This is a genomic window from Sphingorhabdus sp. Alg231-15, from assembly GCF_900149705.1.
In the GTDB taxonomy this organism is placed as follows: Bacteria; Pseudomonadota; Alphaproteobacteria; order Sphingomonadales; family Sphingomonadaceae; genus Parasphingorhabdus.
This window is the reverse complement of record NZ_LT703001.1, coordinates 2,059,580-2,081,199: the sequence shown is the minus strand read 5'-3', so window position 1 is coordinate 2,081,199 and position 21,620 is coordinate 2,059,580. Positions and strand designations below refer to the sequence as shown.

The 21,620-nt window shown below is 55.2% G+C and carries 22 protein-coding genes; 15 read left to right on the top strand and 7 right to left on the bottom strand.

From position 1 onward, the window contains the following. Positions 1 to 22 precede the first annotated feature (22 nt). Positions 23 to 481 (top strand): MaoC/PaaZ C-terminal domain-containing protein, encoded by a 459-nt coding sequence (locus DG177_RS10255; protein WP_108811390.1) that lies wholly within the window; start codon positions 23 to 25, stop codon positions 479 to 481. Positions 482 to 546: 65 nt separating this feature from the next. On the opposite strand, the gene DG177_RS10250 is transcribed toward DG177_RS10255, so the two are convergent. Both DG177_RS10250 and DG177_RS10245 read right to left on the bottom strand, forming a co-directional pair. Then, entirely contained in the window at positions 547 to 1,002 is a 456-nt protein-coding gene (locus DG177_RS10250) for a hypothetical protein (RefSeq protein ID WP_108811389.1), read from the bottom strand. Further along, a complete protein-coding gene (locus DG177_RS10245) occupies positions 999 to 1,337 on the bottom strand; it encodes a helix-turn-helix domain-containing protein (RefSeq protein ID WP_108811388.1) in 339 nt (112 codons plus the stop codon). The genes DG177_RS10250 and DG177_RS10245 overlap by 4 nt, the downstream gene beginning before the upstream one ends. Before the next feature lie 133 nt (positions 1,338 to 1,470). On the opposite strand from DG177_RS10245, the gene DG177_RS10240 reads away from it, so the two are divergent. From DG177_RS10240 to DG177_RS10225, 4 genes are all read left to right on the top strand, one after another. Further along, complete coding sequence (locus DG177_RS10240) at positions 1,471 to 2,265, top strand: hypothetical protein (RefSeq protein WP_108811387.1); 795 nt, start codon at positions 1,471 to 1,473, stop codon at positions 2,263 to 2,265. Positions 2,266 to 2,295: 30 nt separating this feature from the next. Then, positions 2,296 to 2,538, top strand: coding sequence for a hypothetical protein (locus DG177_RS10235; protein ID WP_108811386.1), 243 nt, complete (start codon positions 2,296 to 2,298; stop codon positions 2,536 to 2,538). Between the two features lie 116 nt (positions 2,539 to 2,654). Then, a complete protein-coding gene (locus tag DG177_RS10230) occupies positions 2,655 to 3,539 on the top strand; it encodes an alpha/beta fold hydrolase (RefSeq protein WP_108811385.1) in 885 nt (294 codons plus the stop codon). Then, a complete protein-coding gene (locus DG177_RS10225; protein WP_108811384.1) occupies positions 3,536 to 4,366 on the top strand; it encodes an NTP transferase domain-containing protein in 831 nt (276 codons plus the stop codon). The genes DG177_RS10230 and DG177_RS10225 overlap by 4 nt, the downstream gene beginning before the upstream one ends. Here DG177_RS10225 and DG177_RS10220 read toward each other — a convergent pair. Further along, on the bottom strand, positions 4,363 to 5,694 hold the full coding sequence (locus DG177_RS10220; RefSeq protein ID WP_337658722.1) for a lipopolysaccharide biosynthesis protein: 1,332 nt from the start codon (positions 5,692 to 5,694) through the stop codon (positions 4,363 to 4,365). The genes DG177_RS10225 and DG177_RS10220 overlap by 4 nt on opposite strands. A gap of 119 nt (positions 5,695 to 5,813) precedes the next feature. Between DG177_RS10220 and DG177_RS10215 the strand changes: the two genes are divergently transcribed. After that, positions 5,814 to 6,560, top strand: coding sequence for a sugar phosphate nucleotidyltransferase (locus tag DG177_RS10215; RefSeq protein WP_108811382.1), 747 nt, complete (start codon positions 5,814 to 5,816; stop codon positions 6,558 to 6,560). Here DG177_RS10215 and DG177_RS10210 read toward each other — a convergent pair. Beyond that, positions 6,557 to 6,988 (bottom strand): HIT domain-containing protein, encoded by a 432-nt coding sequence (locus DG177_RS10210; protein ID WP_108812915.1) that lies wholly within the window; start codon positions 6,986 to 6,988, stop codon positions 6,557 to 6,559. The two genes, DG177_RS10215 and DG177_RS10210, sit on opposite strands and share 4 nt — an antisense overlap. 7 nt (positions 6,989 to 6,995) lie before the next feature. Continuing rightward, entirely contained in the window at positions 6,996 to 8,093 is a 1,098-nt protein-coding gene (locus DG177_RS10205) for a CDP-alcohol phosphatidyltransferase family protein (RefSeq protein ID WP_108811381.1), read from the bottom strand. Between the two features lie 302 nt (positions 8,094 to 8,395). On the opposite strand from DG177_RS10205, the gene DG177_RS10200 reads away from it, so the two are divergent. From DG177_RS10200 to zapE, 3 genes are read left to right on the top strand one after another with little or no spacing between them, the layout of a single operon-like run. Next, positions 8,396 to 9,178, top strand: a complete 783-nt coding sequence (locus tag DG177_RS10200; protein ID WP_108811380.1) for a succinate dehydrogenase iron-sulfur subunit — start codon at positions 8,396 to 8,398, stop codon at positions 9,176 to 9,178. 21 nt (positions 9,179 to 9,199) lie between these two features. Further along, positions 9,200 to 9,727, top strand: coding sequence for a hotdog domain-containing protein (locus DG177_RS10195; protein WP_108812914.1), 528 nt, complete (start codon positions 9,200 to 9,202; stop codon positions 9,725 to 9,727). Further along, positions 9,724 to 10,845, top strand: coding sequence for a cell division protein ZapE (gene zapE / locus DG177_RS10190; RefSeq protein WP_108811379.1), 1,122 nt, complete (start codon positions 9,724 to 9,726; stop codon positions 10,843 to 10,845). The genes DG177_RS10195 and zapE overlap by 4 nt, the downstream gene beginning before the upstream one ends. A gap of 1 nt (position 10,846) precedes the next feature. Here zapE and DG177_RS10185 read toward each other — a convergent pair whose 3' ends face one another. After that, the gene (locus tag DG177_RS10185) at positions 10,847 to 11,899 is read right to left on the bottom strand and encodes a phosphotransferase (RefSeq protein WP_108811378.1); all 1,053 of its coding nucleotides are present in this window, start codon (positions 11,897 to 11,899) and stop codon (positions 10,847 to 10,849) included. Next, positions 11,896 to 13,008: a hypothetical protein gene (locus DG177_RS10180; protein WP_108811377.1), complete on the bottom strand. Its 1,113-nt coding sequence runs from the start codon at positions 13,006 to 13,008 to the stop codon at positions 11,896 to 11,898. The genes DG177_RS10185 and DG177_RS10180 overlap by 4 nt, the downstream gene beginning before the upstream one ends. A gap of 608 nt (positions 13,009 to 13,616) precedes the next feature. On the opposite strand from DG177_RS10180, the gene mdh reads away from it, so the two are divergent. The 6 genes from mdh (at position 13,617) to lpdA (ending at position 21,600) form a co-directional block, all read left to right on the top strand. Then, positions 13,617 to 14,579 (top strand): malate dehydrogenase, encoded by a 963-nt coding sequence (gene mdh, locus DG177_RS10175; protein WP_108811376.1) that lies wholly within the window; start codon positions 13,617 to 13,619, stop codon positions 14,577 to 14,579. 5 nt (positions 14,580 to 14,584) lie between these two features. Continuing rightward, positions 14,585 to 15,091, top strand: a complete 507-nt coding sequence (locus tag DG177_RS10170) for a hypothetical protein (protein ID WP_337658721.1) — start codon at positions 14,585 to 14,587, stop codon at positions 15,089 to 15,091. Then, positions 15,088 to 15,978, top strand: a complete 891-nt coding sequence (gene sucD, locus DG177_RS10165) for a succinate--CoA ligase subunit alpha (RefSeq protein WP_108811375.1) — start codon at positions 15,088 to 15,090, stop codon at positions 15,976 to 15,978. The genes DG177_RS10170 and sucD overlap by 4 nt, the downstream gene beginning before the upstream one ends. Positions 15,979 to 16,032: 54 nt before the next feature. Continuing rightward, positions 16,033 to 18,822: a 2-oxoglutarate dehydrogenase E1 component gene (locus tag DG177_RS10160; protein WP_108811374.1), complete on the top strand. Its 2,790-nt coding sequence runs from the start codon at positions 16,033 to 16,035 to the stop codon at positions 18,820 to 18,822. A 42-nt stretch (positions 18,823 to 18,864) separates the two neighbouring features. After that, positions 18,865 to 20,097: a 2-oxoglutarate dehydrogenase complex dihydrolipoyllysine-residue succinyltransferase gene (odhB, locus tag DG177_RS10155; RefSeq protein WP_108811373.1), complete on the top strand. Its 1,233-nt coding sequence runs from the start codon at positions 18,865 to 18,867 to the stop codon at positions 20,095 to 20,097. 93 nt (positions 20,098 to 20,190) lie between these two features. After that, on the top strand, positions 20,191 to 21,600 hold the full coding sequence (gene lpdA, locus DG177_RS10150) for a dihydrolipoyl dehydrogenase (protein ID WP_108811372.1): 1,410 nt from the start codon (positions 20,191 to 20,193) through the stop codon (positions 21,598 to 21,600). The last annotated feature ends 20 nt before the right edge of the window (positions 21,601 to 21,620 follow it).

Here is a 21,620-nt window from a genome sequence, read left to right as displayed (position 1 = left end):
AACCCCAATTAGGAGAAAGAACATGCCAATAATCAAACCCGAAGAACTGGAATCCTGGAAAGGCAAAGAAGTCGGTGTATCCGAATGGTTTGAAGCCAGTCAGGACCGGATCAACAAATTTGCCGATTGCACGGAAGATCACCAGTTCATCCATATTGACGAAGAAAAGGCCAAGGCCACGCCTTTTGGTGGCACGATCGCCCACGGTCTGCTGACTCTCTCGTTGATGCCAGCCATGTCCTACGGCTGCACCCTGGGTCTTGAAGGTACGGTCATGGGCATCAACTATGGCTATGACAAGGTCCGCTTCCTCAACCCGGTTCGTGCCGGATCAAAGGTCCGCGCCCGCCATGTGCTGTTTGATGCGGTGGAAAAACAGCCGGGTCGCTGGCTGATGACCTATGATGTCACAGTGGAAATTGACGGCATCGAAACGCCAGCCTTGATTGCCCGATCACTGGCAATGATCGTGGTTGGTTAGACGCAAATCATATTGGTTTCACAAGGGGCTCCGGACTGGTTTCGGGGCCCTTTCTTGTTTGTGCGCTATTTTTCCGCAAACGCTTTCAAGCCATCCCCGAGCAAGGTTTTCCAGCCGCCTTCAGCACTTTTGGCTGACGCCTCGGTCACATTGCCTAACAGGGCATCCGAAACAATCAGCGCGCTGCCATCGTTGCGGTCTTCAACCGCCAGTTTCAACATAGAGGTCGTCGGCCCACCCCAGTCTGGGGCCATATAGCCAACCAGATAAAGCGCCTGTTCCGGCGAGACCATCTGTACCCGATACCATTCCAAACTGCTGCCATCCGCTGTGCTTTCGATCAACTGGCCACCCGTTCGCGGATCTAATGTCACTTTTGAATCTTCGCCCAGCGCCCGAAAATCATGCATCCACCATGCGTCAGTCTCATTTACCATCAACGCCCAGATATCGGCAGCGCTGCGCTTGATTGGCAATTCAAATTGATATTTGATGATCTTTGCATCGGTTACGTCGTTCATGTTTCCGTCTCCCGTTCGGCGATTTGCTTCAGTTTTGCAGTCGATGATTTCATGCCATCAATATGTTTCAGCACCCAGCTATTGCAGACCGACTTGATGGGTTTTGGATTAAGGTAATTCCAGCGTATGCGGCCTTCTCGGCGTACATCGATAATCTTCCCCTCCGTCAGGATATCGATATGCTTGAGGACGCCAGTGCGCCCGATATCGGGGAACAGATCAACCAGCTCGCCAGTTTGTTTAGGGCCCGTCGACAGCGCCTCAACGATTAATCGTCGTCGCCCATCGCTAAGCGCTTTCCAGATCAGGTCGTCATGGGAAAATTGATATGTCACTATTTAGTGACATATAGATGGACAGGTATCCTGTCAACCGCGACACGATGGTAAGGCCCCCTATTCTCCTCTTTCCTACAATGTACCAGATAGGTTATATCTATGTGTTTCTCTGACATGAAGGACCATAGCTATGACCGAACAGCCTGCTCACGACAGTTTCACCGATATCCCTGCTGCTGAGGAGCTGGCGCGGCCCCGGGCGCGCCATGATGGCTGGTCGCCGGACCGGCAGGTGGTGTTTCTGGAAGCTTTGGCAAGGACCGGCAATGTCCGGGCGGCAGCGCGCTATGCGGGATTGTCTCGGGAGAGTGCTTACAAGCTGCGTAGGCGGCCGGATGCACGGGCCTTTGCCCGGGCGTGGGATGCGGCGATCATCCATGCCCGGGATATCTTTCAGGATGAGCTGATGGACAAGGGGCTTAATGGCTGGAGCGAAGCGGTCTGGCACCAGGGCGAAGAAGTGGGAACAAGGGAACGCTGGAGCGCGCCTCTGTTTCTGGCAGCGCTTGCCCGGCTCGACAAGATGGCCGACCGGATTGATCTGGCAGGCAAGCCGGCACAGGTGGCGGCCGAGAGATTTGATGATCTGCTGGACGGCATCGGCAAGGGCGAGGATTGTGCAGCGCTGGTCGACGAGATTGATGCATCGGGTGAGACAGTAGGTGCAAGCAGCGGCGCGCTGTCCAACGCGCAGATCATGAAGGCCCTGGAGCTGCAGCATGGCCGCGAGAAGATCCAGGCCATGGCGCCGGAGGATATTAATGTCTCTGATCTCGACATAGCTGAGTGCGAGGAGTGGGACGATCTTGACTGGGAGCGCGCTGATCGCAGCGGGTTCCTGGAACGCAGCGGCTTTTATGAGCAGGGCGAGAGTGAGGTGGAAGCGGAAGGGACGCAGGAAGGGGCGGAAGCGCAGGGTGTGTGAATTGTGTGAACTTTGAGAGGGGATGAGTCTTTGTTAGACCTCAAGCGCCGGGCGCGGGCATCCGCCCGCTTGGCTACGCGCCATAAGGCGCGGCGGCCAGTCGGCCTTGCCTCGCTGCGCTCGGACGATGGTCTCAAGGGTGTGCTCATAGGTCATGCTCTCGAGGTCGCGCCGATCCGACGCGAAGCGGAGGCAAGCGCGACCGCGCGCCCGAGCTTATGCGAGGAAAGCCAAGCGGGCGGATGCCCGCGCCCGGCGACTGAGGTTATATAAAATCTCCCGCCCGGCGCCTGAGGTGAATATTAAAAACTCCTCTCCGCTCTCCCGCAACATTGCCAGCGCCTCATCCGCTGGTTAAAGCGCTGAGAATAAATAGAAGGTCTTGTTTAATGAAATGGCTTATCACTTTCGGGATCGTGGCGATTGCGGTTGCTGGCTTTGCCTATTGGTTTTTCTCACAACCCGGTCCGCGTCAACTCGACATGGTCAACAATATCATTCCCGGCGATGGGGATGCCAAACTGCTGGTCGGCGGACAGGTTTATGATGAAGAGCTTGGCCTTGGCCTGAATATCTGGGTGCCGACCAAGGCTTCCGATAAGCCCTTGCCCGTCGTGGTGTTTATCTATGGCGGCGGCTGGCGGGCGGGGTCGAAAGATGAATATGCCTTTGCCGGCCGGGCACTGGCGCATCGTGGTTACATGACCGTGCTGGCCGACTACCGACTTTATCCCGATACCAAATTCCCGGGATTTCTCGAAGATAGCGCCAAGGCCGTCGCCTGGGTCCATGACAATATTGCGGACCATGGCGGCGATCCGCAGCGGATATTCCTGTCCGGCCAGTCGGCTGGCGCGTATAACGTCACAATGCTGGCGCTGGACCGCCAGTGGCTGGGGCGTTTGGGCAAGACACCGGATTTGATCAAAGGTGTGGCTGCTTTGGCCGGGCCTTATGATTTTTATCCATTCGACAGCGAGACAACAAAGAACAGCTTTGGCTCCTATCATGTCCCCGAAATGACACAGCCAGTCAATTTTGTCCGCGCCGATGCGCCGCCACTTTGGCTCTCGACCGGCGTGGATGACACTCAGGTACGGCCCCGAAATAGCCAGATATTAAGCGACAAGATCCTCGAGGCAGGCGGCGATGCCGAATATGTGGAATATCAGGACATGGATCATCTGGAAATCATGATGGCAATCTCCAAGCCCTTTCGAAATAAGGGCCCGGTGCTCGATGATATGATTGCCTTTTTCGAAAGCCGTCCATGACGGCCGATAATAATAGAGACGGTGCATCTTCTTCAACCGCTGACGCACTTGTTCTTGCGGGAAGTCGTCCCGGTGGCGATCCGATGGCGGACAGCCGGGGCATCGCGGTAAAAGCGCTGATCCCGATCGCAGGCAAAGCCATGCTTGCGCATGTCACCGACGCTTTGCTGGATCATCAGGCTATCGGCGATGTACATGTTCTGGCGCAGGATTTTTCGCCCTTTTGGACCGATGCCGATACCAGCGAACTGGAAAACCACCCTCGCGTGATTGCGCAAACCAGTGGCTCGACCATCGCGACATCACTCGACACGGTTCTGGATCAGGATGACGCCCGTTTTCCGGTGCTGATTACCACAGCAGACAATGTGCTGCTCAACGCGCCGATGCTAGATGACTTCCTGAGCGCGGCCGAAGATACCGATATTGCTATTGCGCTTGTTGAAAAGCAGGTGCTGCTGCACCGCTATCCCGCATCGCAGCGGACCTGGTTGAAATTGCGCGGCGGCCATTATAGCGGGGCGAACCTCTTCTATTTCGGTTCCCCGAAGGCGCGCGAGATATTGCGCTATTGGGCCGAGGTTGAGCAGGATCGTAAAAAGGGCTGGAAGATTTTGACAATATTCGGGCCGTGGCTTTTGTTTCTGGCGCTGACCAGGGTGCTTACTGTTGATCAACTGGTGGCGCGGGTTGGCAAGAAGCTAGGCCTGACCATAAAGATCATACCGATGGCCCAGGCAGAGGCTTGCATTGACGTTGACAAGGATAGCGACCTTGAAATGGTTGAAAAGATACTCGCCGCGCGGAAGGAAGCGGCTAGAGCCTAGCCTTTGGCCAGATTGCGTCGTGCTGCGACGCCAAAAAGAACAAGTCGTACGATAGCCGCGACCAGCATCGCACCCGCGGCACCCCGCGCGCCATAGAATTGCAGGCCGAGGAGCAGCATGGTGATGAACAAGATGGCAATAGCGGCCTGCAATATCAAGGCGGTACGAGCCCCGCTGCCTGACAATAATGTCGGCTCATAAATGGCACCGGCAAGATCGACTGAAGCCGCTGCGGCTAGCAGAATCAGCAAGGGATAAGCCGGTAAGAACTCCGGTCCGGACATGTAGAAAAGGGCGGGTTGGCCGATGACCACCACAATCAGGATGACGGTACCGCCGGTGATGAAGAGCATCCGGCTGGCCTTGCGAAACAGCACCTTCATGGCCTCTGCACCTTGTTGCGCACGCATCAGATTGACTTCGGCGAATATCGCACGCGACAGGAGTACGGATATTTTGGTCATTGCGACACTGAGCTGGCTGGCGAGCCGATACAGACCGGCTGCGGTTGGGCCGACAAAATAGCCGACGATCAACAGAGAAATATTCTGGGACAGTCCGGCGAGGGTGGAACCGAGATTGGATATCAGCAGGAACTCGCCAATCCCGCGGTTCTCCCGCACCGCCCGTTTCACGCGCAACAGATTTCGAGGGGCCATGATGTCGCGGCTATTCCACGCTGCAAACAGCCAATAGCCAATGGCATGAATGACTTCCGACAGAGCCCAGACCGCGAGAAAGTTGATCAGACTGGGGTCGGTAAACCAGACAATCAATGTGCCGATCAGGCGAATTGTCGGAATAATCGCCTCGGCATAGGCTGCGAGATCAAACCGGTTCTCCACCCGCAATATGCCGGTGGGCGTTGATTTGATGGACAGCAGCATCACCAGGGCAAAGATCAGAGCATTTTGTGCCAGCTCCTGATCCCAACCGAAAAACGGGGCCAGCCAGCCAACGGCAAAATAGGCCAAGATGCACCCCGCGACTGCTCCGGCAATGTCGAGCAAGGTGCACAGCCCGACCAGCCGCCCGAATTGCCGTCGGTTTTCCTCCCCCTTGATATTGCGCGCACCAAAGCGGATGACGACTTGCCAAGTCTGAAAGGTAACGATCAGGGCGATGGCCTGCGCAGTTCCGGTAATCAGCGCAAACTGTCCAAAGCCAGCCACGCCCAGCGTACGGGTGAGGATAGCGAGATAGAAGAGGCTTAAGACGCCCCCAAAACCCTTACCGCCAAGCAGCCATCCGGTATTGGTGATAATCCGCTTGATCCCGGTTTTTTCCGGTTTGGCATTTGCTGGTTCGATCGCCACTTCCTCAGCCATGGTCAAACAAGCATCCGAAGACATATCTGCAACCGGTTGTTACAGGATTGAGCTTTGATGGCCATCGTTCTAAGTGTCTCCCCACACCATCCCTATCCCGATAAAGGCCAATTGCCAACATGATCGACAAAGTAATAATCCTGAGTGCAGGTCAAGGCTCGCGGTTGCTGCCGCTGACCGCCGAACGCCCCAAATGCCTGATCGATTTTTCGGGCAAGAGCCTGATCGCATGGCAGATCGAAATGCTGGCTGCAGGTGGGGTGCGTGAATTTCATGTCGTGACCGGCTTTATGACAGATATGGTTGAAGCGGAGCTTGAGGATCTGAAGCAGGTGGGCACCGACATAACAATCCACTTTAATCCGTTTTTCAAGGTTGCTGATAATCTTGGCAGCTGCTGGATTGTGCGCGATGTAATGGATGGAGATTTCATGATCCTGAACGGCGATACGCTGATTTCACCCGAGATTATTGCCACTGCCCAGAAAACCGAGAACTGGCCGATTACGGTGACCGTCGATATTAAAGACCATTATGATAGCGATGATATGAAAGTATCGCTGAGCGGCGACCGGCTGACGGCAATCGGAAAGACATTGACCGCCGAACAAAGCGACGCGGAATCGATCGGCTTTCTGGCATTTCGTGGAGAAGGCGGTGCTATGTTTCGGGAAAAAGTTCGCGACGTCATGCGCACGCCGGCAGGTGTGGAGAACTGGTATCTCAAGATTATTGACACGCTGGCTCCCAGCGAAAAAGTCGGCACCGTGTCTATCCAGGGTCATGATTGGGCCGAGGTCGATTTTCTCAACGATGTCGAAGCGGCAACCGCTCTTACAGATCAGTGGTTGGCCAAATCCGGCTAGTCCGGAAAGCTTGATTTGATCCAGGTTGCCATTCCAGAGATTTGATCGTCCGATAATTTGACTGCATCGCCAAGCGCTGGAGGGCCAGGCCACGCCTTGTCCTCAAAATCCTGACCCATCCATTCACGCGCTCCCTCATAGCGCGGGATGAGATGAAAATGGACGTGCGGGTCGACCATCATCAGCATCAGCCAGTTGAGCTTCTTATGGGAAACCAGCGCTTGCAGAGCTGATGACACATCCGCTGTTACAGATTTCAATTCAGCGAAATGATCGTCAGACAGATCACCAAAATCGGTTGCATCCGACTTGGCTGCAACAACCAGTGAACCGAGAGTTACCTGAGCGGGGCGCAGCAAAACGACCCAATGATGATAGCCCTTCACCAACGTCGCGGGATATCCGAACTTCTTGATGGTATCGTTGATCATCAGCCTATCCTTGCTCTTGTTCCAGCCATGATACAATCTGACCACCTCGCATTTTCACCAACCAGGCCTGCATCAGCTGCACCAAATGGACCGCCAGCGAAATCAAAGTCCACCAAGCCACTGCAATCAGACCGATGTCGGGGCGACCAAAAACCATAGAGACAAATAACAGCACCATATTGGGATTGCGCCTTGCGGTGATCAGACGGAACCATGAATCCATCGGTCTCCAGACATGGATATGCTGACCAAAAGCGCGGATGAATATCCCCTCGATGATCCGTTGCAGGACATAGCCGCCCAGAATGACGATCAGCGCCAGACGAAGTTGATCTTCCGGCAAGGCCAATCCAACCGCACCAAGCCCTATCGCCCATGCCACCCACCAGAAAGGCGGATGGACCAGATCAAGCCCGTGATCAAAAATATTTCCCCAAAAGGATGATGTTATGGTGCAGCGGGCAAGCTTGCCATCAACGGTGTCCAGAACCATGAATACAAAACCTGCGGCCATACCTGACCAGAAATAACCGTAATAGAACAAGAAGGTCGCGGCGATACAGCCGATCGCACCGATGCCGGTGACCATGTTTGGCGTCATCCCGATTCGGGCGGCAAAGCGAGTGAGTATCAATGCAAGTTCCGGCCAAAGATATTTGGTGAGAATGTCGGTGACCCCTTTATAGGCCCCAAAATAGCTTTGCCGCTCGATATCCTTCACCGTCGCCGGTGTGAGTTCGCGCGCAAAAGGTGTCTCCAGCTTGCGCAGTGCATGATTGTGAATGCGCGGTCCGTCGCGATATTCCATCACCCGCGCGTCAGTAGGTATGCGCTTTGCAGCAAGCTCTTCCGCTTCTATCTCGTTTCTCAGATGTGCTAGTATTGGAACGCCGCCAATAGTCAGGACGCTTCCCGGATTGTCATGAACGTAGCTTATCCATTGCGGATCAAAAACATAAGCCAAGTTTATCCATAGGCTGCCGCTGATATTCCCCTGCAGTTTCTCAACCAAGCGGCGACCCCGTTCCGCATTGGTCATTCCCCATATCAGCGTGTCATTTTCGCCATGCAGCAAAAGAGTCACACCGTTTTTGGTCTGCATATGTTTTTTCCTGTCGTAATTTAGGTGATGTGGTCTTTTTGAGCAAATAGCAGAGATTTGATTATGTTAGCAGACAATTTGGGTATTTTAGAATCGAAAAAGAGGCAAATCGTGCAAATAGCGAGGGCATAGGCGCTTATCAAAATGACCAGCACAAAAGGTTTCGTTGGTTTTTAGAGGCCTAGGGACGGTTTGGCCACCTATTTCAGGCATTGAGTTTGTCGGAAAACTGGCTATTAATGGCGCCTCACAATCGATTACTAACGCGACACCTACTATTTCGCCAACGCAAGAGAATATTGATGGCAACCTTTACGCTCCCGAAAAACAGTAAAATCCGGAAAACCGGTGAAGTGCACGAAGCGCTGAGTGGTGGGAAGGCCCGTGCGTTTAAGGTCTATCGTTATGACCCTGATAGCGGTGAAAACCCGCGCTATGATACCTTCAAGATCGATACCGAGGATTGCGGACCGATGGTCCTGGATGCGCTGATCAAGATGAAAAGCGAGCAGGATTCAACACTGACCTTCCGTCGGTCCTGCCGTGAAGGCATCTGCGGGTCCTGTGCGATGAATATCGATGGCAAAAATGGCCTCGCCTGCACCACGGCGATTGAAGATTGTGGCAAGGAAGTGAAGATCACGCCTTTGCCTCATATGGAAGTAATCAAGGATCTGGTCCCGGATTTCACGCATTTCTATGCGCAATATGCGTCGATCCAGCCTTGGCTTAAGACGGTAACGCCGACGCCTTCCGGCAAAGAGCGGCTGCAATCTCCTGAAGACCGTGCCAAGCTCGATGGCCTCTACGAATGTATCCTGTGCGCCTGCTGCCAAACCAGCTGCCCGAGCTATTGGTGGAATTCCGACAAGTTTCTTGGCCCCGCTATTCTGCTTCAGGCCTATCGCTGGTTGGCCGATAGTCGTGACGAAATGACCGGAGAACGGCTTGATGAACTGGAAGATCCATTCCGCCTTTATCGCTGCCACACGATCATGAACTGCGCCAATGCGTGCCCTAAAGGCTTGTCGCCGGCAAAAGCAATTGCCGAGATCAAGAAGATGACGGCGGCCCGGGAAGTTTGATAATTGGCTGGCGAGAAGCTGATGGCTGACGCCGAGCCTGAATTTTTTACCAGCGATCCGCACCCTGATCATCCAGGTTGGTACCATTGGAAATTGCGCGATCCGGAATGCTATAACAGCTTTCTCGGACCGATGATTGTCCGGCGCGGCGGCGATGGTATTGCTGAAAATATTGCCCGCGTCCGCATGTTCCCGGAACGACAGCATCGCAATCTCGGCGACGTGGTTCACGGCGGCACGATGATGGGCTTTATCGATTGCGCTCTGTTCGCAGCCATGCGGGTGCTGGAAATCGGGCCCTCCGGATTTGCCGTGACACTCGAATTGCAAACTCACTTTATCGGTGCGGCGCGCCTCGGTGAGCCGCTCGAAGCGCAGGTGGAAATAGCCCGTGAAACGGGGCGCTTCCTGTTTCTTCGTGGACTGGTCGTTCAGGGTGATGGTCAAGAAAATATGGCGTCTTACACGGCCATCGTGAAGAAGGCACCTGCCGCAAAACCGCCGCAAAAAACCGCGCAAAAAACCGTGCAAAAACCGGCTTCGCAATGACCGACTTTTACGCGCGCTACAAAGCGTTGATCGCAAATGGCGAACTCAAATCTGATGCCGATCAGAACGCCTGTGCACAGCGACTCGCGCAATTGCAGCAAGAGCTCGAAGCGGTTCCACCACGCGGTAGCGTGCTGTGGCGAATGTTCTCGAAAAAGCCGACGCCGCCGCGCGGCATCTATATGTGGGGCGGCGTCGGGCGCGGCAAGTCGATGCTGATGGATCTGTTTTACGACAGTCTTCAGATTAATCGCAAGAAACGCGCGCATTTTCATGAGTTCATGCTCGATGTCCACGCGCGCCTGAATGAAGAGCGCAAGAAGGAGCAGGGTGATCCGATCCTTCCGGTTGTCGAGGCACTGGCAGGTGAGGCGCGTTTCCTCGCCTTTGATGAAATGGTGGTGAACAATAGCGCTGATGCGATGATCATGTCCCGGCTGTTCACCGGTTTGGTTGACGCTGGCGTTACATTGATTGCGACGTCCAATCGGCCGCCGGTTGATTTGTACAAGGACGGCCTCAATCGCGAGCATTTCCTGCCGTTTATCGATCTGCTCGAGAATCAGCTGGATGTCATCTCGCTAAACGGCCCGACGGACTATCGCCGCGAACGATTGGGCGGTGTCGATTTGTGGCATGTGCCCAATGGTGATGCAGCGACCAAAGCGTTGAGCGAAGCGTTTTTCCGGCTGACCGATTATCCGCCGGAAGACCGCGCTCATGTTCCTTCCGAGGAGCTGGCTGTGCAAGGAGCCCGGTCGATGCATGTGCCCAAAGCGTTGAAAGGCGTCGGTGTTTTCTCCTTCAAACGGTTGTGTGCAGAGGCGCGGGGAGCACCGGATTACCTCGCCATTGCGCGTCATTTTCACAGTGTCATCATCGTCGGTATCCCGATTCTTTCCAAAGAGAACCGCAATGAAGCGGCACGCTTTGTCACCCTGATCGACGCGCTCTACGAATATCGCGTCAAGCTATTGGCAAGCGCCGATGCCGAGCCTGATTCGCTTTATCCCGAGGGCGACGGGTCATTCGAATTTGTCCGCACCGCCTCCCGGCTGGTCGAGATGCAGTCAGACGACTACCTCGCTCTCGGCCATGGCACCGGTGAAGCGCCCTGATCTAAAGCAGGCTCAAACTGTCGAGATCGAGCGCCATTTGCGCGGGACGTTCGGCCATTACCGCAAACATCTCATCGCCGCGTTCGGTCTGTTCGACATGGATCGAGGCGTTGATTGCCATGATGAAACCGGAAAAGGCATGGCGACGATAGTCCTGCCAGAACAGGTCATGATCCTGCTCAATCCCATTTGATGATAGGCAAGATAGATAGTCGGAAATCAGCTTCTGCTCCACTGATGCCCGCTCTTGCGGATCCGCGAAACTGGTCCCGATCAGATAGGCAATATCGTTTGCGCCATTGCCTAATGTTGCGGTTTGCCAATCCACCAAAATGGCGCGCGCACCGCCCTCATCGAACAAAATATTGTCGAGCCGCATGTCGCTGTGCGTGATGCAGGGACGCCCAGGTTCGCGTTCAAGATAGTTACCAAATTTCGCGATCAGTTCCGCGCCCATATCCAATATATCGGCGCTTAATCTGCTCGCGAAACGCTTGCGAAATTCGGGATAGATAGCGGGCAACGCCTGCCGCATATAGTCGCCATTGCCTTGACCGTGGAGCAACCAGCTATATTGCTCCAGCGTTCCGGTTTCAGGCTGAAAACTGTGCAGCGCGGCGGCCTCACCGATCGCGGATTGTACCTGTGTCTGCGTTGCACCAGCCAGCTGATCGCCTTGCCGCGCCGGCGCCATATCTTCGAGCATCAGGACAAATTGTGTCTCGTCCTCGCCAATTGCGGCATGATAGCAACCCGGGCAGCCAACACCGGATTGTCCGGCAACATCCCGGTACCAGCCCACCTCCATATCATAGAGATGGAAGATCGCCGCTGCCCCGCGGCTGACTGGGTCGGCACTTGGACATTTGGCGACAAAGCTGGTGGGATAGTCGCCCTCCTGCCAGTCACAAATGAAGCGGAAACTGTCACATACCTGTCCGGTACCCACCGGCTTGTGGGTCATCGATTGCAGCGATCCAGACGGCGCACCAAACACGTCCTCAACCCAGCGCGGATCAAATTCTTCCGGGCGGAGCGGGAATGCGGCGCTCATGGTGCGGGGTGCAGCAGGTCGGTAAGCCCGCTGGTCTTGTGGGGGCCGACAAATAATTGTTCAACAATGCCGATACCGTCATGACGATCATCGCCACTCGTCAGCACTGCATCGCTGAGCGCCTGAATATGGATGTAGAGCATGTCATGATCCGGCACATTGGCGAGATCGATTGCGTCATAGGCGGTTTCCAGCGGCCCGTGGTCCATCCCATGACCCCATTCCGGATGCATATAGCCAAGGCCGGACATATAGAAAGTTCGCGTCGCATCACCGGCGCGCGGGGTGATGGACAGCGCGCCGTCTGCCGTTTCCAGGTCCAGCTGCTTCACCCGCCGTGTCCCGCTATGATAGCTGATATCAAAACTGCCGGGTTCAAACTCCTGGCGTTTGTCGGCGATTGCATCAACGACACCGCGACGGTTCCAGGGCAATCCGTCGCCATCATCATTGCTGTGAAAGAAACAGGCATGATTAGCGAAGTTGAGCGGCGTCCAGAGCCACCAGAATTGCGGTAATGCTCCGGCTGGTGGCGGTTGGGATTCCGGTGAGCCCACTGGGCGGATGCCCCAGCTGCGATCCCGTGTGCCGCGGTGTGTTTCCGGTGAAAGTATCAGTTCTTGGTCACCGATATGCAATGTCCCGGACCAGCCACCATTTTGGGTCAGGCGGGTATAGTCCATGACCATGCGCGGTCCCTCGCGGCGAATGAAGCGTGGCTCCTCAATCGGCCTATGGCGGGCGGTGAAGCGGATATCAGCCGTGATTGGGCAACCGGTTTCTTTGGAATTTTCGCTGACGATGATCCGCAACTCTTGCAGCGGTTCGACAATCTCTATGGTGATCGGACCGACGCTGAGCTCGAGTCGTTCACTGCCCATGCGTTTGGAGGCGCGCAGATTATGCTGCTGACCGTCGATCGACACGCAAAAGGCGGCATCCATGATATCGAGCTGCGGATAGACGCCCAGAGCAGCGGCAAAAAAGATACTGCCATCGGCGCTGTAGCCATTGAAGAAATAGCGGTCATAGAAATTCCGGTTGTCGCCGGACACCGCCATCGGCTCCGGCGTCTGGTGCAGCGGATAATCGTCGCCTTTGCTCAGCATGGGCTTATTCTCTCCTGATTTCTTTTTCGACATCATGCCGCGCGGTACCGGTCTTGGCAAAGCAAAAGATGCGGGGGCAGGGGTGAAGTTGACAATGTGAACAGGGCTCTATTGGGCTGCTCCGAAGCGGTTGGGCTTGGCCAAAGTTCACACGGTTCACAGGGTGTTGGAGTGCGATGTTTGGCATCTGATGTCGCGCGAAGGCGCGGAGAAGCGAAGGTTTGCCATTGTCCTGGAGTCTTCGACCATCCGTCATCCCAAAGTTCACACAGTTCGCAGTCGATTGATGCAATAGTTTCGACCTTTTCGGGCAACGCAAAATGGATATCGCATATCGGATCATTCCTCTTCAAAAAGCCGGGAGATAAGGCGGGTATTTTATCATAGACAGAGCCGTGTAGGAAAGCGCAGATCACCTTCTGATCCGCATTCTCAACATGTTTGCCTTGCGGTGATCTTCTGGCAACTCTCACCCCGCTATTGCTATTGCAAACCAGTTGCAAAGAAAGCCCGTAAATTGGTGCGTTCTGCGGTTGAAATTGCCTGTGGATAAGCCTAATCCATCGGGCACGTCTTTCTACGACTCTGATTTCAGGAGAATTTTTCCAATGGCCCGTAACAAAATTGCGCTGATTGGCGCTGGCATGATTGGTGGCACGCTTGCCCATCTCGCTGCTTCCAAGGAAATGGGCGATGTCGTCCTGTTTGATATTGCAGAGGGCATGCCCGCTGGTAAAGCGCTCGACCTCAGTCAGGCTGCGCCAGTTGACGGGTTCGACTCCAATCTCAAAGGCACGAATGACTATGCCGATATTGCGGGCGCCGATGTCATCATCGTGACCGCCGGTGTTCCGCGCAAACCCGGCATGAGCCGCGACGATCTGCTTGGTATCAACCTGAAGGTCATGAAAGCGGTTGGCGACGGCATCAAGGCCCATGCACCGGATGCTTTTGTTATTTGCATCACCAACCCGCTCGACGCGATGGTTTGGGCATTGCGCGAATTTTCCGGTCTGCCGCATAACAAGGTTGTCGGCATGGCTGGCGTTCTAGACAGCGCGCGCTTCCGTCACTTCCTCGCTGAAGAGTTTGAAGTATCGGTGGAAGATGTCACCGCCTTCGTTCTTGGCGGCCATGGCGATACGATGGTGCCGGTGCCGGCATACTCAACGGTTGCCGGTATCCCTATCCCTGATCTCATCAAAATGGGCTGGACCACACAGGAAAATATCGACGCAATCGTGAAGCGTACCCGCGGCGGCGGCGGAGAGATTGTCGGCCTGCTTGGCAATGGCTCGGCTTATTATGCGCCAGCGACCAGCGCGATCATGATGGCGGAAAGCTACCTCAAGGATAAGCGCCGCGTGCTGCCTGCCGCAGCCCATCTCACCGGCCAATATGGTGTTGATGATCTCTATGTCGGCGTGCCGTGCATCATCGGCAAAGACGGTGTCGAAAAGGTCATCGAGATTGAACTGAGCGAAGAAGCGCAGGGCAATTTCAACGTGTCGGTCGACGCGGTGAAGGAATTGCTGGAAGCGTGTAAGGGGCTGGATTCGAGTCTGGCTTAATTCACATGAGCTATGATCTGATGGTGTTTGAAGAAACAGTCGCCCCTCGCGAGCGCGGCGATTTTCTTGAATGGTTTCAGGCTCAGACTGAGTGGCCTGAGTCTCATAACTATTCTGATCCCGTTGTGACCAGTCCATGTCTTCAAGAATGGTATGCTGCAATTACTGCAGAATATCCCAATATGAATGGTCCAGATATTTCGGACGATGATTTGAGTAATGCAAAGCTATCAGACTACAGCATCGGCAAGGATGTAATTTATGCAGCATTTGCGTGGTCTGAGGCTGAGGAAGCATATCCGTTGGTCCGTCAGCTAGCGGTGAAACACAAAGTGGGGTTTTACGATGTTAGCGGAGATGAGGGCGACGGCGAAATATACTTTCCTAGCGACCAATTGAGAGATCCATCAGGAGGAGCTTGGAGACAGATATCTTCGGAATTCCAAGTGTCCCAACAGTCGAATGATACAGTTAAGGGAAGTTTTTTCGACTTCTTTAGGAGAAAAAAATGAGCATTTTAATCGACAAGAACACCAAAGTTATCACCCAAGGCATGACCGGTAATACCGGCACGTTCCATACCGAACAGGCGCTGGCTTATGGCACGCAAATGGTCGCTGGTGTTACACCGGGCAAGGGCGGAACCACCCATATTGGCCTGCCAAACTATGACACGGTCGCCGAAGCCAAAGACGCGACCGGTGCGACTGCCTCTGTGGTTTATGTGCCGCCGCCATTTGCAGCGGACTCGATCCTTGAAGCCATTGATGCCGAGATTGAACTGATTGTTGCGATTACCGAAGGTGTTCCGGTGCTCGACATGGTGCGGGTGAAACGGGCGCTGCAAGGCTCCAAGTCGCGGCTCATCGGCCCTAACTGCCCCGGCGTTTTGACCCCTGACGAATGCAAGATTGGCATCATGCCCGGCAGCATCTTCAAGAAGGGCTCAGTTGGCGTGGTCTCACGTTCCGGTACGCTCACCTATGAGGCGGTGCATCAGACCACGGCGGTTGGCCTGGGCCAGACCACAGCGGTCGGCATTGGCGGTGATCCGGTCAACGGCACCAACTTTATCGACGTGCTCGAGCTGTTCCTCGCCGATGACGATACTAAGTCGATCATCATGATCGGTGAAATCGGTGGCAGCGCGGAAGAAGAAGCGGCGCAATTTATCGCGGACGAAGCCAAAAAGGGCCGCAGCAAGCCGATGGTCGGCTTTATCGCTGGTCTGACGGCACCTCCGGGTCGCCGCATGGGCCATGCTGGCGCGATTGTCTCCGGCGGCCAGGGCGGTGCGGAAGACAAAATCGCGGCGATGGAAGCGGCCGGCATTCGCGTGTCGCCAAGCCCGTCAGAGCTGGGCATCACATTGGATGCGATGCTGAAAGAAACGGTCTGAAGATAGTCTAGTGCCCCTGCGCAGGCAGGGGCCGCCCTCCCCAAGGAACTTATCATGGGATTAGAAGGTCAGGAATTTAACGGTTCACCGGAAACGGAAGAAGGTCCGAGCTGGCAAAAGAAACATTGGCCGATTGATGACGCTGATGAGCTGAACAGCGCGCTCGACCCCACGCAAATGGGTGTCGAGATCAAGGCCGCTGCGGCGAAATCCGGCAAGTCCATGTCCGACGCCGAAGTGGCTTTGGCGGCGGAAAAATCGATCCGCGCGATGATGCTGATCCGCACCTATCGGGTGCGCGGACATCTTGGTGCCAATCTGGATCCGCTTGGCCTGTCCAAGCTGGAGGAGCCGGCTGACCTGACTCCTGAATTTCATGGCTTCAAGGCGGATGAGCTGGACAAGCCCGTCTATCTGGGCGGTGTATTGGGTTTCGAAACCGCGTCGATCAAGGAAATTGAGGCGGTATTGCGGGCCAATTATTGCGGCTCGGTTGGCCTTGAATATATGCATATTGCTGACACCGTGGAGCGGCGCTTTCTGCAGGACCGGATGGAGGGCAAGGACGCTGCCATTCAGTTTACGCCGGAGGGAAAGAAAGCGATCCTCAACAAGGTGATTGAGGGCGAGGAATATGAAAATTTCCTCGGCAAGAAATATGTCGGGACCAAGCGTTTCGGTCTTGATGGCGGCGAATCGATGCTGCCGGCGCTCGAGAATATTATCAAAAATGGCGGCGCGGCTGGCGTACGCGATATTGTCTATGGCATGGCCCATCGCGGACGGCTGAACATTCTCGCCAATGTGATGGCCAAGCCTTACAAGGTGATCTTCCATGAGTTTCACGGCGGCTCGGCCAACCCGGATGAAGTGGGTGGCTCTGGCGATGTGAAATATCATCTGGGCACCTCAACCGATCGCGAATTTGATGGCATTAATGTCCATATGTCGCTGGTCCCCAATCCCTCGCATCTCGAAGCGGTGGATCCGGTGGTGCTCGGCAAGGTTCGCGCGCAGCAAGTGGCGCGCGATGATCTCACCAAGCATGAGCAGGTCTTGCCCGTACTGATCCACGGCGATGCGGCCTTTGCGGGACAAGGCATTGTCTGGGAATGTCTCGGTTTTTCGGGTATCCGCGGTTACAATACCGGCGGCTGCATCCATTTCGTGATCAACAATCAGATCGGCTTCACCACGAGTCCGCAATTTGCGCGCAGTTCGCCTTATCCATCAGACGTGGCCAAAGGTGTGCAGGCACCGATTTTCCATGTGAATGGCGATGACCCCGAAGCAGTGACCTTTGCCTGCAAGATCGCGATCGAGTTCCGTCAGCGCTTTGGCCGCGATATTGTGATCGACATGTGGTGCTATCGCCGCTTTGGTCATAATGAAGGCGATGAACCCAGTTTCACTCAGCCGATCATGTATGCCGCGATCAAAAAGCATCCCAAGGTGAGCAAGCTTTATGAGCAGCGGCTGGTGGAAGAAGGTGTGATCGACGCGGACTGGGGTACGAGCACACGCAAGGCGTTTGCCGAACATCTCGAAGGCGAATTCAAGGCTGCGGATGATTATGAGCCGGACAAAGCCGACTGGTTTGGCGGCCGCTGGCAGGGGCTTCATGTTCCCGCTGATCCCGAAACAGCAAGGCGCAACGTGGAAACGGCGATTGATGCCAAATTGTTCGAGAGTCTGGGACGGACACTGACCACCGTTCCCGACGGGCACAAGATTCACAAAACATTGGGCCGCGTCCTCGATGCCAAGGCCAAGATGTTCCAATCCGGTGAAAATTTCGACTGGGCGACCGGCGAGGCGCTGGCTTATGGTTCGCTGGTTGCTGAAGGTTATAATGTCCGCCTGTCCGGTCAGGATAGCGGACGCGGGACCTTCTCTCAGCGTCATGCCGTGTGGGTCGATCAGGACACTGAAGAGAAATATGTGCCGCTGAGCACCGTTCCCCATGGCCGGTTTGAAGTGCTGGATAGCCCGCTGTCCGAATATGGCGTGCTCGGCTTTGAATATGGCTATTCTGGTGCGGACCCGAAAACTCTGGTGTTGTGGGAAGCGCAATTTGGTGATTTTGCCAATGGCGCGCAGATCATGATCGACCAGTTTATCGCCTCCGGCGAGGCCAAATGGCTCCGCGCCAACGGCCTCGTGATGCTTCTGCCGCATGGCTATGAAGGGCAGGGGCCAGAGCATAGTTCGGCCCGGTTGGAGCGCTTCCTGCAACTCTGCGCGCAGGATAATATCCAGGTCGCGAACATCACGACACCGGCCAATTATTTCCACGTGCTGCGCCGCCAGATGCTGCGCAGTTTCCGCAAGCCACTGGTCATCATGACGCCCAAGTCGCTGCTGCGCCACAAAATGGCAGTGTCGAGCGCCGAGGAGTTTCAGGGCGACCATCATTTCATGCGGATCAAGTCGGACACCAATCCGCCCGCGGACAAAGATATCAAGCGGCTGGTGTTGTGTTCTGGCAAGGTTGCCTATGACCTGATCGAAGCGCGTGACTCCGCCAAAGATAAGAATACCTCGATTGTCCGGATTGAGCAACTTTACCCCTTCCCGGCCGAACCACTGGTGGTGCGCCTGAAACGGATGACAAATCTCGAGACTCTCGTCTGGGCACAGGAAGAGCCGAAAAATAACGGCAGCTGGGATTTCGTCAGGCCTTATCTGGAAGATTGTCTGGAGCAGGCGAAAGTGGGACCGACTGATCCGGTCTATGCCGGGCGCGTGGCATGTGCTTCACCGGCAACGGGGCTAGCCTCGCGGCATAAAGAACAACAGGAAAAGCTGGTTGCCGAAGCCTTGGGCCATTCGGTAAAAAAGTGATTATGAGCGGAAAATTCCGCCGATGAAAGTGAGCATAAGACTATGGCAACAGATGTAAAAGTCCCCGTATTGGGCGAATCGATCACCGAAGCGACACTGGGCGAATGGCTCAAGCAACCCGGTGATGCAGTTGATGCGGATGAGCCCATTGCGAGCCTGGAAACCGACAAGGTGACACTGGAAGTACCGGCACCTGAAGCCGGCACATTGGGCGAGCATCTGGTTGCGGTGGGTGACACGGTCGAAGTCGGAGCGATCATCGCAAAGATTGAAGCGGGCAGTGGAGCCGCGTCATCGGCGGCAAAAGCCGCTCCGGCACCGGCAGCGACCAAGGCGGAGCCTGCGGCAGAAGAAGATACCGCATCCTCGATTACCTTGTCGCCTGCGGTCCGGCGTCTGGTGCTCGAACATGGCGTGGATCCCAGCAAGATCAAGGGCACTGGCAAAGATGGCCGGCTGACCAAGGATGATGTCGAGCAATTTGTGAAAACCGGCGCGCCCCCGCCACTGGTTGAGAAAGGCACGGCTACCGGTGCGGAAGCTCCGACCCCTGCGCCAGCAGCCAGCGGCACGCGCAATGAAGAACGCGTCCGGATGACCCGCTTGCGTCAGACCGTCGCCAAGCGCCTTAAGGAGGCACAGGATACGGCGGCCTTGCTGACGACCTTCAACGATGTCGACATGACCGCGGTGATGGAAACGCGCAGCAAATATAAGGAGCTATTTGCCAAGAAACATGGCGTGAAGCTGGGCTTCATGGGTTTCTTTGCGAAAGCCGCTTGCCTTGCATTGAAAGATGTTCCGTCGGTCAACGCGCAGATTGATGGTGATGAAATTGTCTATCACGATTATGTCGATATTTCGGTTGCGGTGAGCGCGCCCAACGGCCTCGTGGTGCCAGTGATCCGCAATGCCGAGGCGATGAGCTTTGCCGATGTCGAGAACACCATCGGTGATTTTGGCAAACGCGCCAAGGACGGCACGCTGACCATGGCCGACATGAAGGGCGGCACGTTCACGATTTCCAATGGCGGTGTCTTCGGCTCGCTCATGTCGACCCCGATTATCAACCCGCCGCAATCAGCGGTGCTCGGCCTCCACCGGATCGAACAACGTCCCGTGGTAATGCCGGACGGATCAATTGAAGCCCGCCCGATGATGTATTTGGCGCTGAGCTATGATCACCGCCTGATCGATGGTCGCGAGGCGGTGACTTTCCTGGTGCGGATCAAGGAAGCAATTGAAGACCCGACCCGGCTTTTGATTGATTTGTAACCTAGGTAACAACCCTAACTCGTCACGCTGAATCTGTTTTAGCATCTACAAAGATCCCCAATAGATTTGGGATGACGAACCAAGAGGCAGAATATGGCTAACAGTGAATATGACTATGATGTTCTGGTAATCGGCTCCGGCCCCGGCGGTTATGTCGCGGCTATTCGCGCCGCGCAGCTCGGCTTGAAAACCGCTTGCGTCGAAAGCCGCGAGACATTGGGCGGCACTTGCCTCAATGTTGGTTGCATCCCCTCCAAGGCGATGCTGCACGCTTCCGAACTTTATCATGAGGCCCATTCGGGGGCACTCGAAAAATTCGGTATCAAGCTGACTGGCGCGAAGCTTGATCTCAAACAGATGCACGCGGAGAAGTCCAAGGCGGTTGAAGAGCTCACCGGCGGGATTGAATTTCTGTTCAAGAAGAACAAGGTTGAATGGCTAAAAGGGCGCGGCGCATTTGAAAGTGCGAACAGCGTGAAGATCGGCGACAAGACGGTCACCGCGAAAAATATCATCATCGCGACGGGCTCTTCGGTCACTCCGCTGCCCGGCGTGGACATTGACAATAGCAAGCATGTCGTCGTCGACAGCACCGGCGCGCTCGAACTGCCGAAAGTGCCAAACCATCTGGTTGTCATTGGCGGCGGTGTAATTGGTCTGGAACTGGGCAGCGTCTGGCTGCGGCTTGGCGCCAAGGTCACGGTTGTCGAATATCTCGACAAGATCCTGCCCGGAATGGATGGCGATATCCGCAAGGATGCCGCGCGCATCTTCAAGAAACAGGGTTTTGATATCAAGACTGGCACCAAGGTAACCGGTGTGACCGTCAAGGGTAAGAAAGCGACTCTGACCGTCGAGCCGGCCAAAGGCGGTGATGCCGAAACCATTGAAGCCGATGCGGTGCTGGTCGCCATTGGTCGCAAACCCAATACCGATGGTCTGGCGCTTGAAAAGGCAGGACTGGAAACCAACAAACATGGCCAGATTGAAGTCGGTCATGATTTTCAGACCGCGGTGAAAGGTGTTTATGCGATCGGTGATGTCACCCCCGGACCGATGCTTGCGCACAAGGCCGAGGATGAGGGCATTGCGGCAGCGGAATTTGTCGCCGGTCAGCAGGGTATTGTGAATCATGACCTGATCCCGGGCGTCGTCTATACCTATCCGGAAATTGCCAGCATTGGTAAGACCGAGGAAGAGGTTAAGGAAAGCGGCGTGGCTTACAAGGTCGGCAAGTTTCCGTTTGCCGGTAACAGCCGGGCAAAGACCAATCGCGATACCGATGGTTATGTGAAAGTGATCGCGGACGCGGAAACCGACCGTGTGCTGGGCGCGCATATCATTTCTTCGCTCGCGGGAACGCTTGTCGCGCAAGTCACACAGGCGATGGAATTCGGCACAACAAGTGAAGATATTGCCTATACTTGTCACGCACACCCGACGCATAGCGAAGCGATAAAAGAAGCGGCGATGGCGGTGCAGGGCAAACCGATTCATATGTGATTTGACGACAGCATTATTAC